Source organism: Myxococcales bacterium (assembly GCA_016703425.1).
Classification (GTDB): domain Bacteria; phylum Myxococcota_A; class Polyangia; order Polyangiales; family Polyangiaceae; genus JADJCA01.
In genome coordinates this window covers 188994-205900 of the sequence record JADJCA010000015.1, presented here as the reverse complement: position 1 = coordinate 205900, position 16907 = coordinate 188994, and the positions used below count along the sequence as shown (strand labels likewise).

The 16907-nt window shown below is 68.3% G+C and carries 18 protein-coding genes and 1 CRISPR repeat array; of the genes, 9 read left to right on the top strand and 9 right to left on the bottom strand.

Annotation, left to right across the window (positions count from 1 at the left end):
* Window position 1: 1 nt before the first annotated feature.
* Window positions 2-559 (bottom strand): hypothetical protein, encoded by a 558-nt coding sequence (locus IPG50_27785; GenBank protein MBK6695978.1) that lies wholly within the window; start codon window positions 557-559, stop codon window positions 2-4.
* Between the two features lie 199 nt (window positions 560-758).
* A CRISPR array of direct repeats spans window positions 759-1013; the repeat unit is 30 nt; unit sequence TCGGAAGCATCGGGGGTGTCAGAGGCGTCG.
* Between the two features lie 267 nt (window positions 1014-1280).
* Window positions 1281-2105 (bottom strand): hypothetical protein, encoded by an 825-nt coding sequence (locus IPG50_27780; protein MBK6695977.1) that lies wholly within the window; start codon window positions 2103-2105, stop codon window positions 1281-1283.
* A 75-nt stretch (window positions 2106-2180) separates the two neighbouring features.
* On the opposite strand from IPG50_27780, the gene IPG50_27775 reads away from it, so the two are divergent.
* The gene (locus IPG50_27775; protein MBK6695976.1) at window positions 2181-2768 is read left to right on the top strand and encodes a DUF924 domain-containing protein; all 588 of its coding nucleotides are present in this window, start codon (window positions 2181-2183) and stop codon (window positions 2766-2768) included.
* A gap of 112 nt (window positions 2769-2880) precedes the next feature.
* The gene (locus IPG50_27770) at window positions 2881-4131 is read left to right on the top strand and encodes an SMI1/KNR4 family protein (GenBank protein ID MBK6695975.1); all 1251 of its coding nucleotides are present in this window, start codon (window positions 2881-2883) and stop codon (window positions 4129-4131) included.
* Between the two features lie 48 nt (window positions 4132-4179).
* On the opposite strand, the gene IPG50_27765 is transcribed toward IPG50_27770, so the two are convergent.
* The 3 genes from IPG50_27765 to IPG50_27755 all read right to left on the bottom strand — a co-directional run bounded on the left by IPG50_27765 (window position 4180) and on the right by IPG50_27755 (window position 7142).
* A complete protein-coding gene (locus IPG50_27765) occupies window positions 4180-5400 on the bottom strand; it encodes a hypothetical protein (protein MBK6695974.1) in 1221 nt (406 codons plus the stop codon).
* Between the two features lie 109 nt (window positions 5401-5509).
* Window positions 5510-5710, bottom strand: coding sequence for a hypothetical protein (locus IPG50_27760; protein ID MBK6695973.1), 201 nt, complete (start codon window positions 5708-5710; stop codon window positions 5510-5512).
* Between the two features lie 7 nt (window positions 5711-5717).
* The gene (locus tag IPG50_27755) at window positions 5718-7142 is read right to left on the bottom strand and encodes a hypothetical protein (protein ID MBK6695972.1); all 1425 of its coding nucleotides are present in this window, start codon (window positions 7140-7142) and stop codon (window positions 5718-5720) included.
* Window positions 7143-7273: 131 nt separating this feature from the next.
* Here IPG50_27755 and IPG50_27750 point away from each other — a divergent pair, with 131 nt between their 5' ends.
* The 4 genes from IPG50_27750 (at window position 7274) to IPG50_27735 (ending at window position 9615) form a co-directional block, all read left to right on the top strand.
* On the top strand, window positions 7274-8293 hold the full coding sequence (locus tag IPG50_27750; protein ID MBK6695971.1) for a prolyl oligopeptidase family serine peptidase: 1020 nt from the start codon (window positions 7274-7276) through the stop codon (window positions 8291-8293).
* An 80-nt stretch (window positions 8294-8373) separates the two neighbouring features.
* Window positions 8374-8535, top strand: coding sequence for a hypothetical protein (locus IPG50_27745; GenBank protein ID MBK6695970.1), 162 nt, complete (start codon window positions 8374-8376; stop codon window positions 8533-8535).
* A 39-nt stretch (window positions 8536-8574) separates the two neighbouring features.
* Complete coding sequence (locus tag IPG50_27740; GenBank protein ID MBK6695969.1) at window positions 8575-8781, top strand: hypothetical protein; 207 nt, start codon at window positions 8575-8577, stop codon at window positions 8779-8781.
* A 189-nt stretch (window positions 8782-8970) separates the two neighbouring features.
* Window positions 8971-9615, top strand: coding sequence for a hypothetical protein (locus IPG50_27735; protein ID MBK6695968.1), 645 nt, complete (start codon window positions 8971-8973; stop codon window positions 9613-9615).
* Here the strand turns inward: IPG50_27735 and IPG50_27730 are convergent.
* Entirely contained in the window at window positions 9597-11339 is a 1743-nt protein-coding gene (locus IPG50_27730; protein ID MBK6695967.1) for a hypothetical protein, read from the bottom strand. The two genes, IPG50_27735 and IPG50_27730, sit on opposite strands and share 19 nt — an antisense overlap.
* A gap of 275 nt (window positions 11340-11614) precedes the next feature.
* On the opposite strand from IPG50_27730, the gene IPG50_27725 reads away from it, so the two are divergent.
* Entirely contained in the window at window positions 11615-12052 is a 438-nt protein-coding gene (locus IPG50_27725; GenBank protein MBK6695966.1) for a hypothetical protein, read from the top strand.
* Between the two features lie 99 nt (window positions 12053-12151).
* Here the strand turns inward: IPG50_27725 and IPG50_27720 are convergent, their stop codons facing one another.
* Both IPG50_27720 and IPG50_27715 read right to left on the bottom strand, forming a co-directional pair.
* Window positions 12152-14410 carry a PD40 domain-containing protein gene (locus IPG50_27720; protein ID MBK6695965.1) on the bottom strand — a complete coding sequence of 753 codons (2259 nt, stop codon included), beginning with the start codon at window positions 14408-14410 and terminating at the stop codon, window positions 12152-12154.
* 133 nt (window positions 14411-14543) lie between these two features.
* Window positions 14544-14723: a hypothetical protein gene (locus IPG50_27715; GenBank protein ID MBK6695964.1), complete on the bottom strand. Its 180-nt coding sequence runs from the start codon at window positions 14721-14723 to the stop codon at window positions 14544-14546.
* A 111-nt stretch (window positions 14724-14834) separates the two neighbouring features.
* Between IPG50_27715 and IPG50_27710 the strand changes: the two genes are divergently transcribed.
* Entirely contained in the window at window positions 14835-15293 is a 459-nt protein-coding gene (locus tag IPG50_27710) for a rhodanese-like domain-containing protein (protein ID MBK6695963.1), read from the top strand.
* A gap of 15 nt (window positions 15294-15308) precedes the next feature.
* Window positions 15309-15923: a class I SAM-dependent methyltransferase gene (locus tag IPG50_27705; protein ID MBK6695962.1), complete on the top strand. Its 615-nt coding sequence runs from the start codon at window positions 15309-15311 to the stop codon at window positions 15921-15923.
* Between the two features lie 43 nt (window positions 15924-15966).
* Here IPG50_27705 and IPG50_27700 read toward each other — a convergent pair whose 3' ends face one another.
* A complete protein-coding gene (locus IPG50_27700) occupies window positions 15967-16857 on the bottom strand; it encodes an MBL fold metallo-hydrolase (protein ID MBK6695961.1) in 891 nt (296 codons plus the stop codon).
* Between the last annotated feature and the right edge of the window lie 50 nt (window positions 16858-16907).

Sequence of the window (16907 nt, the reverse complement as noted above, 5' to 3'; positions counted from 1 at the left end):
CTCAGCGAGCAATGGCATCGGCCACATCACGGAGGGCGCTCGCTTCTGCAGGAGGCACGCCCAAAGGCACCGCCGCCGTCTTTGGGACGTCGTGCTTCGTGAGCGTCGTGTAAAAGGTGTAAACAGCAAGCAATGTCCCCGCCGCGGTTGGGTGCGAGCCGTCGGTGTCGTGCAGCACGATGCTCGGGTGGTCACGGAGCGTGATGCGCCAAGCTTCGCCGACCTTGACCAAGAGGCCCTTGCAGGTGGCGGCGGCCTTCTTGTACTCGGCGAAGATGCCGTTTTGCATCGCGGCGGGCGAACCGCCGGACCAGGGCTGGTTGTACACGGCGTCGCCCGCGACTCTGGCCCAGGTCTCGAAGTACACCGGCACGGCGCCTGCGTCGGTGGCTGCCCCGCCGAAGCGAAGCGCGTAGTCCTCGAAGACCGCTGGCTGCGTGAGCGGCTCCACGCTGTAGCCTTGAAAGACCACGTGGGAGAAGGCGCCACTAGCAATGGCGGCCTGCGCCGAAGAGCCATTCCAGTGGTCGGCGAGGGAAGCGCCGCCTACGGCGATCATCTGAGTGACGATGCGAGGAGACGTGCCGGGTGTCGCCGCTAAGGCTGCGAGCTCCTTCGGCAGATCATGGTCGGCCGTGTAGCTGTTGCCAATGAAGAGGACGCGGAGGTCGGGGACAGATGCGTCGCCGGAAGCGTCAGCGGCACTGCCCGCGTCGGAGGCGCCGGAAGCGTCGGCGGCACTGCCAGCGTCGGAAGCATCGGAAGCATCGGGGGTGTCAGAGGCGTCGGAAGCGTCGGCGGCACTGCCAGCGTCGGAAGCATCGGAAGCATCGGGGGTGTCAGAGGCGTCGCCAGCATCGGCGGCACCGCCAGCGTCGGAAGCATCGGGGGTGTCAGAGGCGTCGCCAGCATCGGCGGCACCGCCAGCGTCGGAAGCATCGGGGGTGTCAGAGGCGTCGCCAGCATCGGCGGCACCGCCAGCGTCGGAAGCATCGAGGGTGTCAGAGGCGTCGGGAGCGTCGGCGGCACTGCCAGCGTCGGAGGCGTCGCCAGCATCGGCGCTCCCGCTGGAAGTCGAGCCGTCTGCGTCGGCGTGGGTGCCGACGCTCGCGTCTCCTTGTGGCGCCGCGTCCTCCACGGGCGCGGTGGCGCATCCAACCCAGACCAATCCTAGGAGGAGCGCGGCTCGCATCGTCCGAGGGTAGTCGGAGCGGGCGCCTACGTCGACTTCGCCACCGGTAGGCCGCCCTGTCGGAACGAACCTCGCGCGCTAAGATCGCTCAGCCACCGAGGTAAGCGAGCTCGGCGGCGCAGTGGTCGGGCCAGAGCTTTGCGAGTTGCCGGAGGATCGGCAGGGCTCCCGGACCGAGCGCGACCGTGACCCACGCGGGAACAACGGCATGAATCCCGAGAAGCCCCCAAGTGTTGCCCGCCTTCGCCACGATCCGCGCGAGCGCCGTCGGGTCCGTTGAGCTGAGGGCGAGCAGGTGTTGAAAGCCTTTGGGTGTCTTGACCGAGCGCGCTAGGTCGTTCGACCAAGACTCGTCTTCGGGAAAGAGGTAGGCAAGGAGCGGCGCCACGCCGGTGGTCGCCTTCTCGGCTGCGCTCCGCGCCACGGCGAGCGCGTTCGACCACGGCGTCTCGTCGACGACGGAGAGGGCGGCGCGAAGCCGACGCGGCGCCTCGATAGACGCAGCGCCACTGTCGGGCGCGGACGTCAACGCGAGGAGGCTTGCGACCGCCGCAGCCGGATCCGCCGCAGTCCAAAAGTCCATCACCTGTTCGCCTGCGTCGGAGGGCTTGGAGGCTTTGACGGTCTCGAGCCACAGCCAGGTCGCTTCGATCTCTGGGCGCAGCAACGTCGTCGGAGGAGCTGTCGCGTCGAATCGACGAAGGAGCGGCTCCACGTGAGCCTCGCGCGCTGTACCCGCCACGAGCTTCGGCCACTTGACGGCGTTCGTCGCGCGCTTCGAACGAAGGAGCGCCCAGCGCGCATCCGCGTCGAGGACCGGTCGCTCCCAGGTCGCGCCCGGCGCGCGCGGAATCGCGCGACACGGCTCGCACGACTGACGAATGCTGGACGGGAGGTCGACCGGGACGAGCATAGACCGATGTTCTCATGACGCGTGTGGCGTGTGCACCACGTTGCGCCATCTGCCCGAGGCCGATAGAAGGCTCCTATGCCCGGACAAGAACGCTACGAGCACGTCCTTCGATTTTGGTTTGGTGATGGAGACGCCAACGTCCGTGTGTCATCGGAGGTGTCGTCACGCTGGTGGAAGAAGTCCGACGCCTTCGATCAGGAAATTCGTCAGCAATTTCTGGCGGAGCACGAGGCGATTCACAAGGGGCAGAACGAGCTGTGGCTTCGCGAGCCCCGCGGCCGACTCGCCTACGTCATCGTGCTCGACCAGTTCTCGCGCAACATGTTTCGTGGCACGGCGAAGATGTTCGCCTCGGACGCACGAGCGCTAGCGGCTGCGCTGTCCGGCATCGAGGCCGGCGACCACACGAAGCTCGGGCCCGATGAGCGAGCGTTCCTCTACATGCCGCTCATGCACAGCGAGAGCCTCGCGATGCAGAACAAGTGTGTCGAGCTCTTCGGCTTGGACCACGACGAGGGTGCCGCCAGCTCCGTGGCGTTCGCCGTCCAACACCGGGACATCATCGCCCGCTTCGGCCGCTTCCCGCATCGGAACGAAGTGCTCGTTCGTGTGTCGACCCCTGAAGAAGAGGCGTTCCTACGGCAGCCTGGCTCGTCGTTCTGAACGAGCGTCGCCCCGAAGACGACTCCACCCGTCCGCGCGCCGACCGAGCAGCGGCCGAGGCCTCTTGATGCCCGTTCACGCCATCGCTGCGATCGCGCGATACCATCAAGCGATGGCCGCATCCAAGACCACCGCCACGGTCGCTAACAAGGACGCCGAGAAGCTCATCGCGAAGTTGGCGCGCTCGCGGGGCACGGCGAGCGGATACGAAGCGGTCGTGGATGCGGCTGCGGTCCTCGCGATGGGCGGAGCGCTCCCGGAGGCGCTCCTATGCCTGCATCGCGTCTGGACTTGCCCCGAGTCGGTACATCGCCTGCTCGTAGAGGGGAGAGACGCGAAAGCGAACTCCTTCGCCACGTGGATGTTCAAGAAGCTCGGCGCTTGGGCGGCGCCGACGGAGACAGCGCGTCTGCTCTCGGTGTCGGAGGGCGCGCTGCTTGCGGAGGTCCGGGCCGAGGAGCTGCGGCTCCGAGACAACCTCGAGAGCTACCTCGCCAGGCCCAGCGACTGGGAGATGGACCGCACGCCCGCGACGAAGAAGGCACTCACGCTGCTCCGCGCGCTGGCTGCCGCGAGAGAGCGCCCGGTAGAGGCGATGCCCAAGGGACGAGCGCTGCTCGAGCTAGAGGCATCGCACCACCACAACCAGCTTCAGCGGAGGCAGATCGTCGCCGACGTCGCGTTCGCGGCCGGGCAGCATGCCGAGGCCTTCGCCATCATCAAGACGGCCGCCCAAGACGCACGGCGCGTGTACAACATCCTCCGCGAAGAGCTCGAGGTGCTCCTCTTCTTCGAGTGGAGCGGCCGCGCTCTCGCGGAAGGGAAGCTGGGGTTTCCCGTCCTCGAGCGTGCGGTGGCGACGGCGCTCGTCGCGAGTGTCCGCGAGTTCTTCTCGCGCGTCGCCGAGCCAGAGAGCGCAGCGGTCGCTTGGCCGGCCCTCCTCCGCAAGCTCGCCGGCGCGAAGGCGTTCCGGAAGGGGGGGACGGCGGCCGAGCTCAAGGCGCTCGAGAAGCGGCTGGGGGTCAAGCTCCCAGCAACCTACGTCGCGTTCCTCTCTGCGTCGAACGGGCTCGCGAAGAGCAAGAAGAGCCTCGCGCTCCACGGGACCGCTGACGTCGCGTGGTTCCGCGATACGAACCCGGATTGGATCGACGCCTACCTCGGCCAGGGGGCCAAGATTCCGCACCTCCGCGATACGCTCCGCATCGCTGCGCCGGCAGACGGAGAGGTCTACCTCTTGAACCCGAAGGTGAAGAGCAAAACAGGCGAATGGGAAGCGTGGCGCTTCGCCGACCACATGCCCGGTGAGACGCGCTACGGCTCGTTTCTCGACCTCGTGCAGAACCTCGTCGAGGGCGACTGACACGCGCCGAGTGGCAAGGTCCCCTTCGTCGACGAAGCGTGGCTCGCGTCAGTGAGAGAGGACGCCCTGAAGCGCCATGGCGCACGAGCTGGCGTTGAGATACGGATGCGCCGGATATCGCCCTTGGATGAAGTTGTCGAAGAGCTCCATGTGGACGGCCACCTTGCCGTCCAAGATGCGGACCGACGCGTAGGCCATCTTGTCGTCGTCGCGCACTCCGCTGTACCCGCCCGCGCCGTCTGGCTTGAGGGAGATGGTGAGGCCCGTCCCCGAGCGGCTCCGGCAGGGGGCGTAGCTGCTCGACAAGCGAAGGCCGCCCGGCTCCTCGGTAATGGACACGTCAGCCGCCACAGTGCTCCGCAGCGGACGGAACAAGTCCGATTGGTTGAGCGTCACGTTGCCCCCCGTCGTGAAGGCCGCCGCCGAGCGTGGCGTCCCGGTGTCCGAGGCGGCCGACACGCGAACGTGGACGCCGGCGTTGTTCTCGTTCGACATCATCGCGCCGAAGACCACGACGTGGCGACCGGCCCCCATGAGCAGGGCCTCGTCCATGGTCGTCGTATAGAACTTCGTCGAGCCTTGCGACCAGTTGGGGTTGATGCGGGCATAGGTGGCCGTCACCGCGTACGCCGTGCGCCAGCCGCGGTTGGCTCCGTAGATGGGAGCCACGGTGCCGACGTAGAGCGGGTAGTCCGACTCGACACGAACGGTCACGCGCTCGCCCTCGCGCACGTCGACCGTGACGGCGCTGAGCGAATACGCGGAACCGGGTTCGGGGGTCCCCTTGACGTAGCGGAACTCTCGCGTCTCGCCGGGATTCACGGCGCCGAGCACGTCGTCGACGGGCCCTTTGCGCGCGAGGCGGAAGGCGGCCCCATTCGAGAGCTTGAGCTTGAGCGCGTCGAGCGCCGGCTCTTCCACGAAGCGGTCGGCGTGCGCGAGGCTAAACTTATAGTTCGAGCCCGAGGTGAGGGTGAGCGTCCGCTTCGCGACCGCCCAGGTGCCTTCCAAGCTCGATGCGCCGACACCGCAGAACGTTGCCTTGAACGTGCCGTCGGCCGCCAGGCTCAGCGAGGCGTAGTAGGTGCATGCGCTGGCCGGCGCGAAATACGAGCCGACAAGCCCCTGCTTGGTGAGCGTGAAGCTCTTGGCGGTGAGCGCGTCCTCCGAGTCCGCTTCTTCGGCCTCCACGTCGTCACGGGTGGGGGCGGCGCAGGCGCCGAGAGCGAGGAGCGAGACGAGGCCGAAACAAAGCGAACGAAGACGCATGGGGGGCACCCTTCCTTGGCCCCTCCTACGAGGCGTACGCGCCGGGTCTTCCCGCCTCGCGCCACGCGCCGGATATTCTCCACCCAGCGCGAAGTGTCAGGGCCTGACCCTAGACGAGCCAACAAACACCGGAGCCGTCGGAACAGGCGAACTCCTCCGCAAACTCCGGCTCAAGCTCCCAGCCCGTCTCCTCGTTGTCGTTGCCCCAATCCCAGGGGCCGTCGCGCAGCCAGGAGGAGAGGTCTACCTCTGAACCCGAAGGTGAAGCCAAGCTCGCGAAGGGGAAGCGTGGCGCGTCCCGTAAGAGCACCGTCGGCTCACGCGCCGAACCGCTCGAGGAGCTCGCCCAGCGACTCCTCGTCGCAGAACACCTCCGCGACGCCTTCGTGGCGCATGAGAACGCCAAGAAGCGCGCCGGCGCTCTTTGGCATTCGCGTCGCAAGCGTCTTCTCGAGCCCAAGGCGACCGTCCTCGGCGAGTTCGATGGCACCGGCCGACGCCAGCGCGTCGACCAAGTTGCGCGCGACGGCACCGCGGACGTCGACGCGCGAAGCCGTGAGGCGGGCGATGGCGTCGTCAATCTCGTGGGGGACGTTCGACCCATCGAGACGCGCGTGGGCTTCTCTCGCTTGCTTGTAGGAAGCGGTCGCGCCTGCATCGCCGAGCGCCTCGAGCGCCACTCCTTGCGCGAAGAACGTGCGCCAGGCGAAACCGCGGCCGCGGGTCGGGCCCTCGTGCGAGCCCTCAAGGACGAGCGCGACCGCTTCACGGAGGAGGCTCACCGCTTCTCGCGGCTCCTTGTCATCGAGGAGAGTCCGCGCGGCCTCGGTGAGGTGGATCGCTCGGCGGTCTCGCCAAGTGGGCGCTTCAAACAAGTGCCTGGGCTGCGGCGCTCCGGCGACGAACGCCAGCCGCTCGCACTCCTGCCACGCGGCCTCGGCGAGCACGCGGTCGTGGCTCGAGAGGAGACGCTCGAAACGGAGCGCCGCCATTTCCCGCGCCGCGACGTCGGTGTCGCGAAGCCGCGGGAGGATCTCGTCGAGCACGGCGAGTTCACGGGACTGCCACGCCGAGAACGCAACGACCGCCAGCGCCGAGAGGGCCGACTCGCGCACGCGTGGATGTTCATCGGCTGCCGACGCGAGCAGGGCACCGCGCGCACGTGTCCACGTCCTCCGCACGCCCGCCGTCGAGGTGAAGTGACGCGTCACTTCTTCGAGCGCGTCGCCAGCCACGGCCCGCACCGGAACCTCACGGCTGGCGAGTTGACCTTCGAGGTGGGCGAAGGCACGCGCGAAGGACAGGGGAGCGTGCTCGATGTCCAAACGACGTTGGAGCGAGCTGGCCATCGCGGAGGGCACGCGCGTGAGCGTGGCGTCGCGCTCACCGGGAAGCCATTCGAGCGCGTCCCCGAGAAGGATCTCCGCCTCAGTGGCCTCCCCGCGCTCGAGGAGCGCCAGGCCCGCGTCGCGGAGCGGCAGTGCGAGAGCAGGCGATGAGCGTTCAATCCCGTAGGGCCAGACTCGGCCCACGTCGAGGCCGCGGCTCCGTGCCACCGCGCCCCAAACGTCGCTCGCGAAGAGCACGCGCGCCGAGAGGCGCCCGGTGATCGTCGCGTCGCCCATCGTGACAACCACGTCGGCGCCGCTGAGGGAAAGCGAGAACTCCGGCAGGGGCCAGGGATCGGTGAGCATCGCGCCACCGAAACACTCCAGAATGGCGCGAACCGCGGCCTTGAGCACGCAGGCAGGATACGCCAGCCTCAAGGTAGAGGCTGCCGACGCAGCCACGGCACAGCTTGCCGACCTGCCTTCACCCGGAGCTCCCACGGCACGCTGGCGCCGTCCGCGCGCCAAGCGGTAGCGTTCGCCTCATGCACGACGCCCCAGAGTCCCAACGCGCCGCGCTTCGGGCGCCTGGCCTCCTCGTCATGGCCTTGCTCGGCCTTGTGCTCGTCGCGTGCCGCGCTGGCGAGGCCACGGCCCCGCGAGGCGGCGGCGCTGGGGGAGGGGGCGTCGAGCACCCGGAGCTGGAGCGCGTGGAGCCTTACACTCCGTTCCTCGCGCGCCGCGCGCAGTTTCGCTCGCGCGTCGCTGCCGCGTCCCCGAATCGCGTGCAAGGCGCACTTATGGCGCCCCCTCCGTGGCTCGAGGAGGTGCAGTTTCGCTCGGGCGTGCTTTCGCTGCGCGCTTGGCTCTCGGCGCCGGCGCGCTCATCGACAGAGTCGGCGGCGCAATCGCCCGCCGTCGTCTACTTTCACCACGACTTCGCGCTCACGCAGGAGGCGTTGGACGGCGCGCGGCCCTTCGTCGACGCCGGCTACGTCGTCCTCTTTCCGATGCTCCGTGGCGAAAACGGTAACCCCGGCGCCTTCGAGCTCCTCGCCGGCGAGGTCGACGATGGGCTCGCCGCGGTGGAGTTCGTGGCGGCGCGGCCCGAAGTCGACCGAAGGAAGATCTACGCCTTCGGTCACAGCATCGGCGGGGGCGTGGCGGCGCTCCTCTCCCTCTTTCCCGCGGCGCCGCTCCGCCGCACGGCCAGCGTCGGCGGCATTTACCGGGCGAGCGCCTTCTTCGCCTGGGCGAAGGCGACAGGCATGAACCTCGTGCGCTTCGACCCTAGGGACCCGCGCGAAGTGACCTTGCGACTGCTCATCCCGAACCTCGCCGACCTCGTGCACCCGCATCTGGCCTACGCCGGACGGGGCGATGCCTTCGACACGCGCGACGCGCGTTACGCGGCGGCCCTTGCCGCGCCGCTCCGTGTGCCCCTCGAAGCGGTGCTCGTGGATGGAGATCACATGGCGTCGGTGGTGCCAGCGGCCGCGGACTTCCGGCGCCGTATCGAGCTCGACGTGGCGAGCGACGCGAAGGAGGCGCGGCCGGCGCCGTGAGCGTGTTGGTGGCCGGTGAGCGAACGCACGCATCGGTACGCTGCTAACCTGTCCACGCGTTGAGAGACTTAGAATCGCTCGTGTCTGGCGTCATCGCTTACGCGTCGCTGGCGGCTGACGATGTTGCACCTTGCGCCGCGCGACCGAACCCCTTCACGCCACTCTTAGACATCCTCAAGCTCGGCTTTGTCCCGCGCCGATGGGACCGCGAGGGCTTCGCCCTCGTCGTGGCGCTCGTGTAGCGCGCGCCGCACCGGCCGTCGGCAGGCTCTTCGCCGACGATGACGAAAGCCTTCCTTGCCGTGTACCCGATGTCGAGGCGGATGTTCCTCGTGCTTCGTTTTGAAGCGTTGCCCCGCGCAACCAAGGGGGCCGGCGAAGGCGTACTCGCGGTGGGACGGGCCGGACGACACGAAGAGGTCCACGGCGGCCCTTGCGCACGCGAGGCAGACGAGGTCACCGCCATCGCCGGCGCACACGCGTTCTGAACGCCCGTCGCAGAACGAGCACGACGTGTCGCTCGGGCGCGTTGTTTCTCTTGGACGAGACGCGAGAGCGCGGTCCTAAGCTTCGCGTGGTCGGGCGCCCAGCGGTTTAGCCCGCGCACCGCCAGCGCGCGAGATCGGACGCCCCAACCCGGTCTCGCGCGCGGCGAGGCAAGTGCTAGCGTGCGCTCCATGAAGCTCGCCATCGTCGTCGCGTTGACCGCCTTGGTTGGCGTTGCCGCCACGTTGACCGCGGCGTGCGGTGGAGAGTCTGAGGGCGTCCCGGAGGGACCCGATGCGGCGGCCAACGTGTCGACCGACGCGGCGTCCGATGGGGGCACCCGCGCAGACGCGGGAGCCGGGTGTCCCGCCGAGCCTCCGCCGGCGGGCGCGGCATGCACGCCGGCGCGAGAGTGCATTTACGCGGCGAACTTTGAGACGTGCGGCAAGTTCAGCTGCTCCGAAGACGGCAAGTGGCAGGCTCCCCTAGGTGCGCTCGGCTGCCCCGTGCCCGAAGGCATGTCCTGTCCGTTGCCAGGCGCGTCGGTCGTCGGCGGCCCGAAGAGCCCCATCGACAAGTCCTGCGACAACGCCCAGCGTGACTGCACGTTCGTCGTCATGGCGACCGACTGCTGCGGCAACACGCTCGCCTTCGGCGTGAACAAGAAGAGCAAGGACGCACTCCAGACCTACGCCGACACCTGCCGGCGTGTGTTCCCCGGCTGCGGCTGCCCCGCCTCGCCGACGAAGGTCGAAGTCGGTCGCAATGACGGCGGCTTCGGCGACAAGATCATCACCACGTGCGCGCTGTCGGGCTGTCAGACGAGCTTCGAATGAGGTTGGACGAGACGCGAGAGCGCGCGCCTAAGCTTCGCGTGAGCGTTGTAGGCGCGCACGTAGTCGGACTCGTAGCGGGCGCCCTTGGCCCGAATGACGTCGACGAGAGCCTTGCGGTCGTCGGCGGTCCAGCGGCTGATGCCGGGCAGGATGCCGACGAGCGGTGCCCATCGCCGGAAGGCGAGCCGCTCGTCGGGCGTCCACCGGTTTAGCCCGCGCACCGCCAGCGCGCGAGCCGCCTCCTCCTCCGAGACGTCGAGGCCGCGCTCGCGATCGGCTCCGAAGCGACAGGCCAGCGAATCGGTGATCGCCAGGCCCACGGCGCCGAGGGGAAAGACGCCCACGATGTCGGGCTCCGGAGTCCCGCGCTCCAAGAACATGTCGACGCTCGACAGCTCCTGGAGCGTCGCGACGCTCGAGCGATAACCGCGGCGGCGTTGCATCTTCGCGAGCTCGCGGTCCATCATGCGAACGATGGCCGGATCACGCGGCTTAAAGCCGAGCTTTTGGTAGAACCACCACGCTCCCGAAGCGAGCCCCTCGGCGTTGTCGTGCCCGAGTTGGTAGGGCGGCGCGCTGAAGGCCTTGGCGCCAAGCAAGTGCGACGTTGCCGAAAGCGCCCGGCCATAGATGTTGGCGGCTTCGTAGCCGCGCCACGTGTCAAAGACGTTGTAGGCCATCTCCGCCGACTCGTTGAACGCGGCGGCGAGGACGTAGCCAATGGGAACGCCATTCTTGATGGTGAGGAATCCGTAGACCGACTCGAGGAGCAGTCGCCGCTCCGGCTTCATGCCGATGGCCACGAAGCAAAGCCCCTGATCGAACTCGATGATGCGCACGTCGCGCGGATCGCCGTAACAGAACGCGTCGAGATCACGGCTCCGACTGATCATGGCCTCGCGGGCGAGGGTCACGAGGCGTTCGCCCTCGGCCTCCGAAACGGTGCGCACACGCGTGGGTGGCGTGGCGATGGCCTTCCAGAGATCGGGGCGCCGGTGGTCGAGCGGGGTCTCTTGGAAGCTCCGAGGGAAGTTCAGACCGTCAAGCTTCTCCCGCGTTCGCGCCGGCCCGCCGGGGCCCCACGCGAGCTTGAGCAAGAGCTGCATCTCCTCGTAGAGCTGCTGGCGCGTCGTTTCAGACATGGGCTCGCGCCACCAACGCTCGAGGAGGTACGCCGCGTCGGTCTCGGTGGGGCGCTTCATGCGCTCGAGCCAACCGCGGACGCCGAGATCGTAGTCTTCGAGGCCGAGGTTCTCGGGGTACGTCGCGAGAAGGTTGAGTCGCTCGCCGAGCCGCGCGTCGTCGGCCAGGTAGTCCCACGCCACCGTGAGGCGCTCGGGGAAGCGCTGGGCCAGCCAGCGAGCCGTGGCCGCGAAGAACGTGTAGTAGATGTCCGTGCCGGCGATGCCGCTGTCGTCGAGTTGGCTGCGGAAGCGAACGAGGTCCGGCCGATCCGCGAAGGCGGCGAGGGCCGCCTCGACGCACGCGAGGAGCTCCGCGTCGTCGGGATAGGCGCGCAGGAAGCAAAGCACGTCGTGCAGGCGCGCGACGGCGTCGGCCGTTGCGAGGCGCGCACGAGAGAGCTTGTCTACGAGGGCGCGCTTGGTCGCCGCGGCGCCGGGTTCGAACTCGCCTGCGATCTTGCGCAAGCGCGCGAGGTCGCGGCCCGCCGTGCTAGGGGAACGTCGTTTCGCGGCCGGGGTCTTCGCGGGGCGTGAGCGCAAGGTCAACTCCTTCGAAGGCGACCTTACCGCCATTCTTGTGCCCCGGCTTCGACGACGAGACGGGCGTCACCCCCGCCCGGCGCCTTCGCGCCGGATCGGCCTGGATCGCGGTGTCACCGACGGCCTGACCTGCTCAGCAGGCGACGCCCACATTCGCCCCGAGGCGTCGTTGCTCCGGTCGGCAGCGACCCCCGCGAGGGATTCGGCAGGGTTTCGTCGGCCGTGCAGCAGCCTCCAGGGTGGTACGGACTTTGAACGGTTCACGGCGAGGTCCCATGAAGAGTACACGCGCAAGGTTCACGCTGACGGGTGACGATCTCGATGCCGTTTCGGGCGGCATGAACTGGCGCGCGCCGGTCCCTCCGGCCGACATCGTTGGACCTCCAAACATTGGCGCGGACGGCCAGCTCAGGTTCACGCCCGAGCAGGAGCAATACTTCCAAGACCTCCGGCGCTATGAGGGGGGATCGCCGCGCGCGCCAGAGCCGCCGCCCGCCGAGCCGCCGCAGACGCCGCCGTCAAGCAACACCAACGAAGCGCCGCGCGCCGCTGGCGATGATTTTGAGGGCGGCAACGGAGGTAACGACCCTGAAGTCGATCCCGGCACCGACGGATGGAACGGCGCCCCAGGCGACGACCTGAACAGTGCCCCGGTCGATGACCTCGACTACGGAGGCGATCCAGGCGGCGACTTCACGGCCGACGGCGAGTGAACCTCGTGGGCGCGTGGTGACAAGCGACTCTCGACTCCGCCCATGAGCCTGTCGAACGAGCAAAGAGAGCGATCATCAAAGCCGCAGCTCCGCACGCGTCTACTTCGGGGTGCTGGCGGAAGCGCACCGGTTGTTGATGCACTGCGAGAGTGAGTTGCAGCAGTCGGCCGCGGTGTTGCACCGCTCGAACTCCTGCGCGCAAGCGGGCACCACGTTGCTGCAGACGAGCTTGCCGCTCGCGTCGGGGCGGCAGAAGCCTCCGCAGCACTCGTCGCCGGTCTCGCACTCGACGGCGTCCGCCTTGCACGGGTCGACGACCCAATAGCCACGCGCGTTGCCGGCGAGCAGCTCCTGCGCTGGCAAGTAGAACGCTGGGTGGCTCGGGTCGCTGCCCGGCGGCGCGTTGAGATCGATGGCGGCTACCCAGAGCTTCTTCGTGGTGGCGTCCGTCGTAAGGTCAAAGTTTCGTGGATCGCTGTGGAACGGGTTCATCGTCGCCACGTTGCCGTAGCGGCGACGGCTCGTGAACACGACCCACGCGTAGCCGCCCGACGGAACGGGGTTCACCGTGGGCTCGTAGTTCAAGGTGGCGTCGGCATCGTGACCGTCGGGACCCGAGGGCAGGTAGCCGACGCCGTTGAGCTTGTCGAGGCGCGCGGCCACGGGCGTGCCGCTCGCGGGGACCGTCGCCCACCACAGCTCGGCGCGCGCGCCCACGTCGGCGTCTCCGCCGCTGTCGCCGTCGCCGCGTGTGCCGCCGTAGTCGCGACCGTTGCCTCGCGTCTCCACGTGGAAGATCACGCTGTCGCTCGTGGGAAGGAACGATGGGTAGACGGCGGTGAGGCCGCCGCCGGGCTTGAACACCGTCTGTATCGGCCCGAACGTGCTCGATGCCTTGTCGAACGTCATGGCGCCAATGGTCTTCTCGTCGGCGCCGGCGGCGCCACCGAACATCGTGAAGGCGAGGCGCCGTCCGTCGTGCGAAAACGCAGGGAACGCTGCGCGAAAGCCCGCCGGCCAACCGTTCATCGTCACCGCCGTGGGCGTCGCAGAGCCGCCGCCGGAGACCACTTGATAGAGCTGGTTGGACTGGTCGCTCGAGCCGATGGCGGAGCTCGAGTCGCCGAGGAAGAGCGTGCCGTCCGGGTAGATCGCGGGCCACGCATAGTTGGCGGCCGTGGTGCCTTCGGGGAGCATCTTCGTTTCGACGCCGGTCTTGAGGTCGTACGTCGAAAATTGCTTGTCGCCGCCCTCGCGCCGCTGCGTGAGCAGCACCGAGCCGTTGGCGGCGACCGAGTGACATACGCGGCAATAGCCAGAGTCTCCGGTACCGCCGGCGACGAGAACGGGATCGGTCGAGCTGCCTTTGATGGCGAGCGTTGCGCCGCCGAACCGCCGGCTGTCGGGGAGCGCGCCGTCATAGTTCTTCGCGAGGTTGGTGCCGTACGAGTTGTAATAGACGGTGCCCTTGAGGGGCCCCGCGGCAACCTTCCAGCTCGATGTGAGCGGGCCATAGGCGGCGCCAGACTTCGCAAAGACGAGCGATACGGCCACGTCCTCGCCGGTGTTCGACGCGAGGAGCTGCTTCCACACTTGTTGCCCGACGGGGTGGTTCTTGAAGGGGGCCGCGTTCTTCGCGAAGGTCCCTTCGTATTCGAAGAAGGTCTCCTTCAGCGACACGAGCACGGCGTCGTAGTCGCCTTGCGCGCCCACGTTCCACTGAAGGAGCGGCGCCAGGATCCCTCGTGGCCACACCGTGCCCGTGTACGGATAGAGCAGCCCGAGGTTCGCGTCCGGCGTCGCCGTGCCTTTCAGCACCGCGATCGTCGCCGGGTCGACGGGGCCGCCCGGGCCTGCGCCACCGACGCCACCGTTGCCGCCTGCGCCGGCGCCCGCGTCACTGCTCGTCGGCGGGCCGCCGTTGTCGACCACGCGGAGCCGGACCGCGACGGAGGTGGTTGCGGTCGCGCCTCTCCACGTTGCCGTCACCGTGGCCTTGCCACCGGCCTTCCCGGCCGCGGTGAACAGACCCGTGGTGGCGCCGACGGTGCCGATTTCTCCCCGGTCGATGGCGAAGGTCGCGGGGACGACCTCTCCCGTAGCCAAGAGCTTCGCTTGGAGCTGCAGCGTCGGTGCAGGCTGTCCGCTCACGAAGGTGAGCGCCTGGTCCTTCGGCGAGAGGTCGATGGGCATCGCCGCCGCGTCCAGGTCGCCGGGCTGCGGCCTTATGTCGACGGCCGGGCCGCCATCGCGCCCGTCGTCGCCGCCCGCGCCGGTCTCATCGCTGCCACACGCGGCGGCGGCCGCGGTACCGAACAGGAGGGCGACGAAAAGCCAGTTCGCTTGTCTTCGGACCATGACGAGCAAGCGTAGCTTGGCGGGGGCGGCAAGCTACAAAGAGGTGCGCCTAGCGGCAGCGACTGGTCCTGGGGCGACATCCGCTCCCAGCGTTGAGCTTCGCGGTTCCCGCCTCGCGCCCCCCGCCTCGCATTCAGAGCCCGAAGAATCGGCGGAGCACCGAGGGCTGCTCAGCGGCGCCCTCCTTCTTCGGCTTCTCACGGCAAACGCACCGCTCGTCCCGCGGCACGTCCCCGAGGACTTGCTCGACATGCATGCCGCAGCCGGCGTAAGAGGGTTTCTTGCATTCCGCACAGTCGATTCGTCGGCACATGATCGAGCTCCTCCGTAGGTTTCTCGCATGGGAGCCGCCCGTTGGCGAAAAGGGTTCGCACTTCAATCTCGCGTGAACCCTTTCGGCTTTGCCTTGGCTCTGACCCCCGTCATGCCCTTTCCGCGTCGCGAGTTCTTGGCGGGTGCTCTCACGGGATGGTTCACCAGTAGCTGCCGCTCGAAGGGCGACGGGGAGGAGACCCTAGGCCCCCTCCTCGCGCCGGCGGCGCTCGCTGCCCGTTTGGACGACGTGAAGGCAGGAAAGATCGCCGTCCTTTATGTGGGGCCCGACGCGCTCTTCGCCCGCGGCCACGTCCCCGGTGCGCGCAAGCTCGCGGCCATCGATTCCGACGAGGGGCGCCGCGCGCTCTCGGACGCGTTGGCGAAGGTCCCTGCGGAGACCGAGATCGTCCTCTACTGCGGCTGTTGCCCAGTGAGGAGCTGCCCGAACGTACGGCCCGCGAGCGCCGCCCTTCGGGCGCTTGGCCGAGCGAACGCGCACGTGCTCGACCTCCCCACGAGGTTCGCCACCGACTGGGCCGACAGGGGCTACGCCGTCGAGCGCAGTTGAGTAAGATCGGTGCCTATGAGCGCGCAATTCTGGGACGAACGCTACCGCGCCGAGGCGTACGCCTACGGGCGCGAGCCGAATGAGTTTCTTCGCGCAGAAGCGCACCGCATAGAGCCTGGTCGCGTGCTGTGCCTCGCGGAAGGCGAAGGGCGAAACGCGGTCTTCCTCGCAGGGCTTGGGCACCTCGTCACCGCCGTGGACTTCTCCACCGAGGGACTCCGCAAAGCGGAGCGCCTCGCGCGCGAGCAGAACGTGGCGATCGCCACGGTTCACGCTGATCTCGCCACCTACGCGCCCGAGACCGACGCCTTCACGGCCGTCGTCGCGATCTTCGCCCACCTGCCACCGCCGGTTCGGAAACACGTCCACGGCTGGATTCCTCGTGCTCTCCGGTCCGGCGGCGTCTTCATCCTCGAGGCCTACACGCCGGCGCAGCTCGCGCACAACACGGGCGGTCCGCGCGACGCCGCCTTGCTGATGACGCTCGACGGACTTCGGGAGGAGCTCGCGCCCCTGACGGTGGAGGTCGGGCGCGAGGTCGTGCGCGAGATAAACGAGGGCGCCTTTCACGGAGGCTTGAGCGCGACGGTCCAGCTCGTCGCATCGCGCCCCCGCGATGGCCAAGGTTAGGCGCGCGGCTGCGCTCCGCCTGCCGACGACCCGGCCGACCGGGTCAGTCCTTCACAGGAGGTTCGTCCGACCCGCGCCGAAACAGGTTGAGCGGAATGGTCAGGTAGGAACGACCGTTCGCGTGGGGCGTCGGCAACCTCCCAGCATTGACGTTGAGCTGCACGCTCGGAAAGAGCAGCCGCGGCGCCTTCAACGTCCGATCGCGCTCGTTTCTGAAGCGCACGAACTCCTCGCGCGTCGTCTCGGCTTTGAGCTGGATGTTCGCCGCCATGGACGCGCCGATGGTGGTCGCGAAGCGGAGCGCCCGCTGCCCCGGCTGGTAGTCGTGACCGACGAAGACGCGCGTGTCGCCGGGGAGGCGATAGAGCTTGTCGTGAACTGACGTGTAGAGCTCGTCGGCGCTTCCGCTAGGGAAGTCGCAGCGACCCGTGCCGTAGTCCTCGATAAAGAGCGCGTCGCCGGTGAAGATGGCGTCGCCGATCTTGTAGGTTACGCATGCGGGCGTGTGCCCGGGCGTGGCGATGACTTCGACTCGAAGCGCGCCGGCGAGCAATTCGTCCCCGTCGCCCACCAGTCGGTCGAACTGGCTTCCATCGGTCGGGAACGTCGCTCCGAGGTCGAAGATCGGTTGGAAGGTCTTCTGAACCTCGGTGATCCGCGCGCCGATCACCACCTTCGCCTCGAGTCGCCTCTTGAGCAGCTGCGCGCCGGTGATGTGATCCGCGTGCGCGTGCGTCTCGAGCACGTAGTGGACGCGCAGAGCGTTGTCTTTGGCGAATGCGATGACGGCGTCTGCCGACACCGTCCCGGTCTCCGCCGCGACGGGATCGAAGTCGAGCACGGGGTCGATGACAACAGCGTCGCGACTCGCCTCGTCGAAGACGACGTAGGTAAGCGTGAACGTGGCCGGATCGAAGAACTCTTGAACCTTCATCGTCGCCTCCGCGCATAGGAGCCGACGCGCGGTCCAAAGGGTTCGGGGTC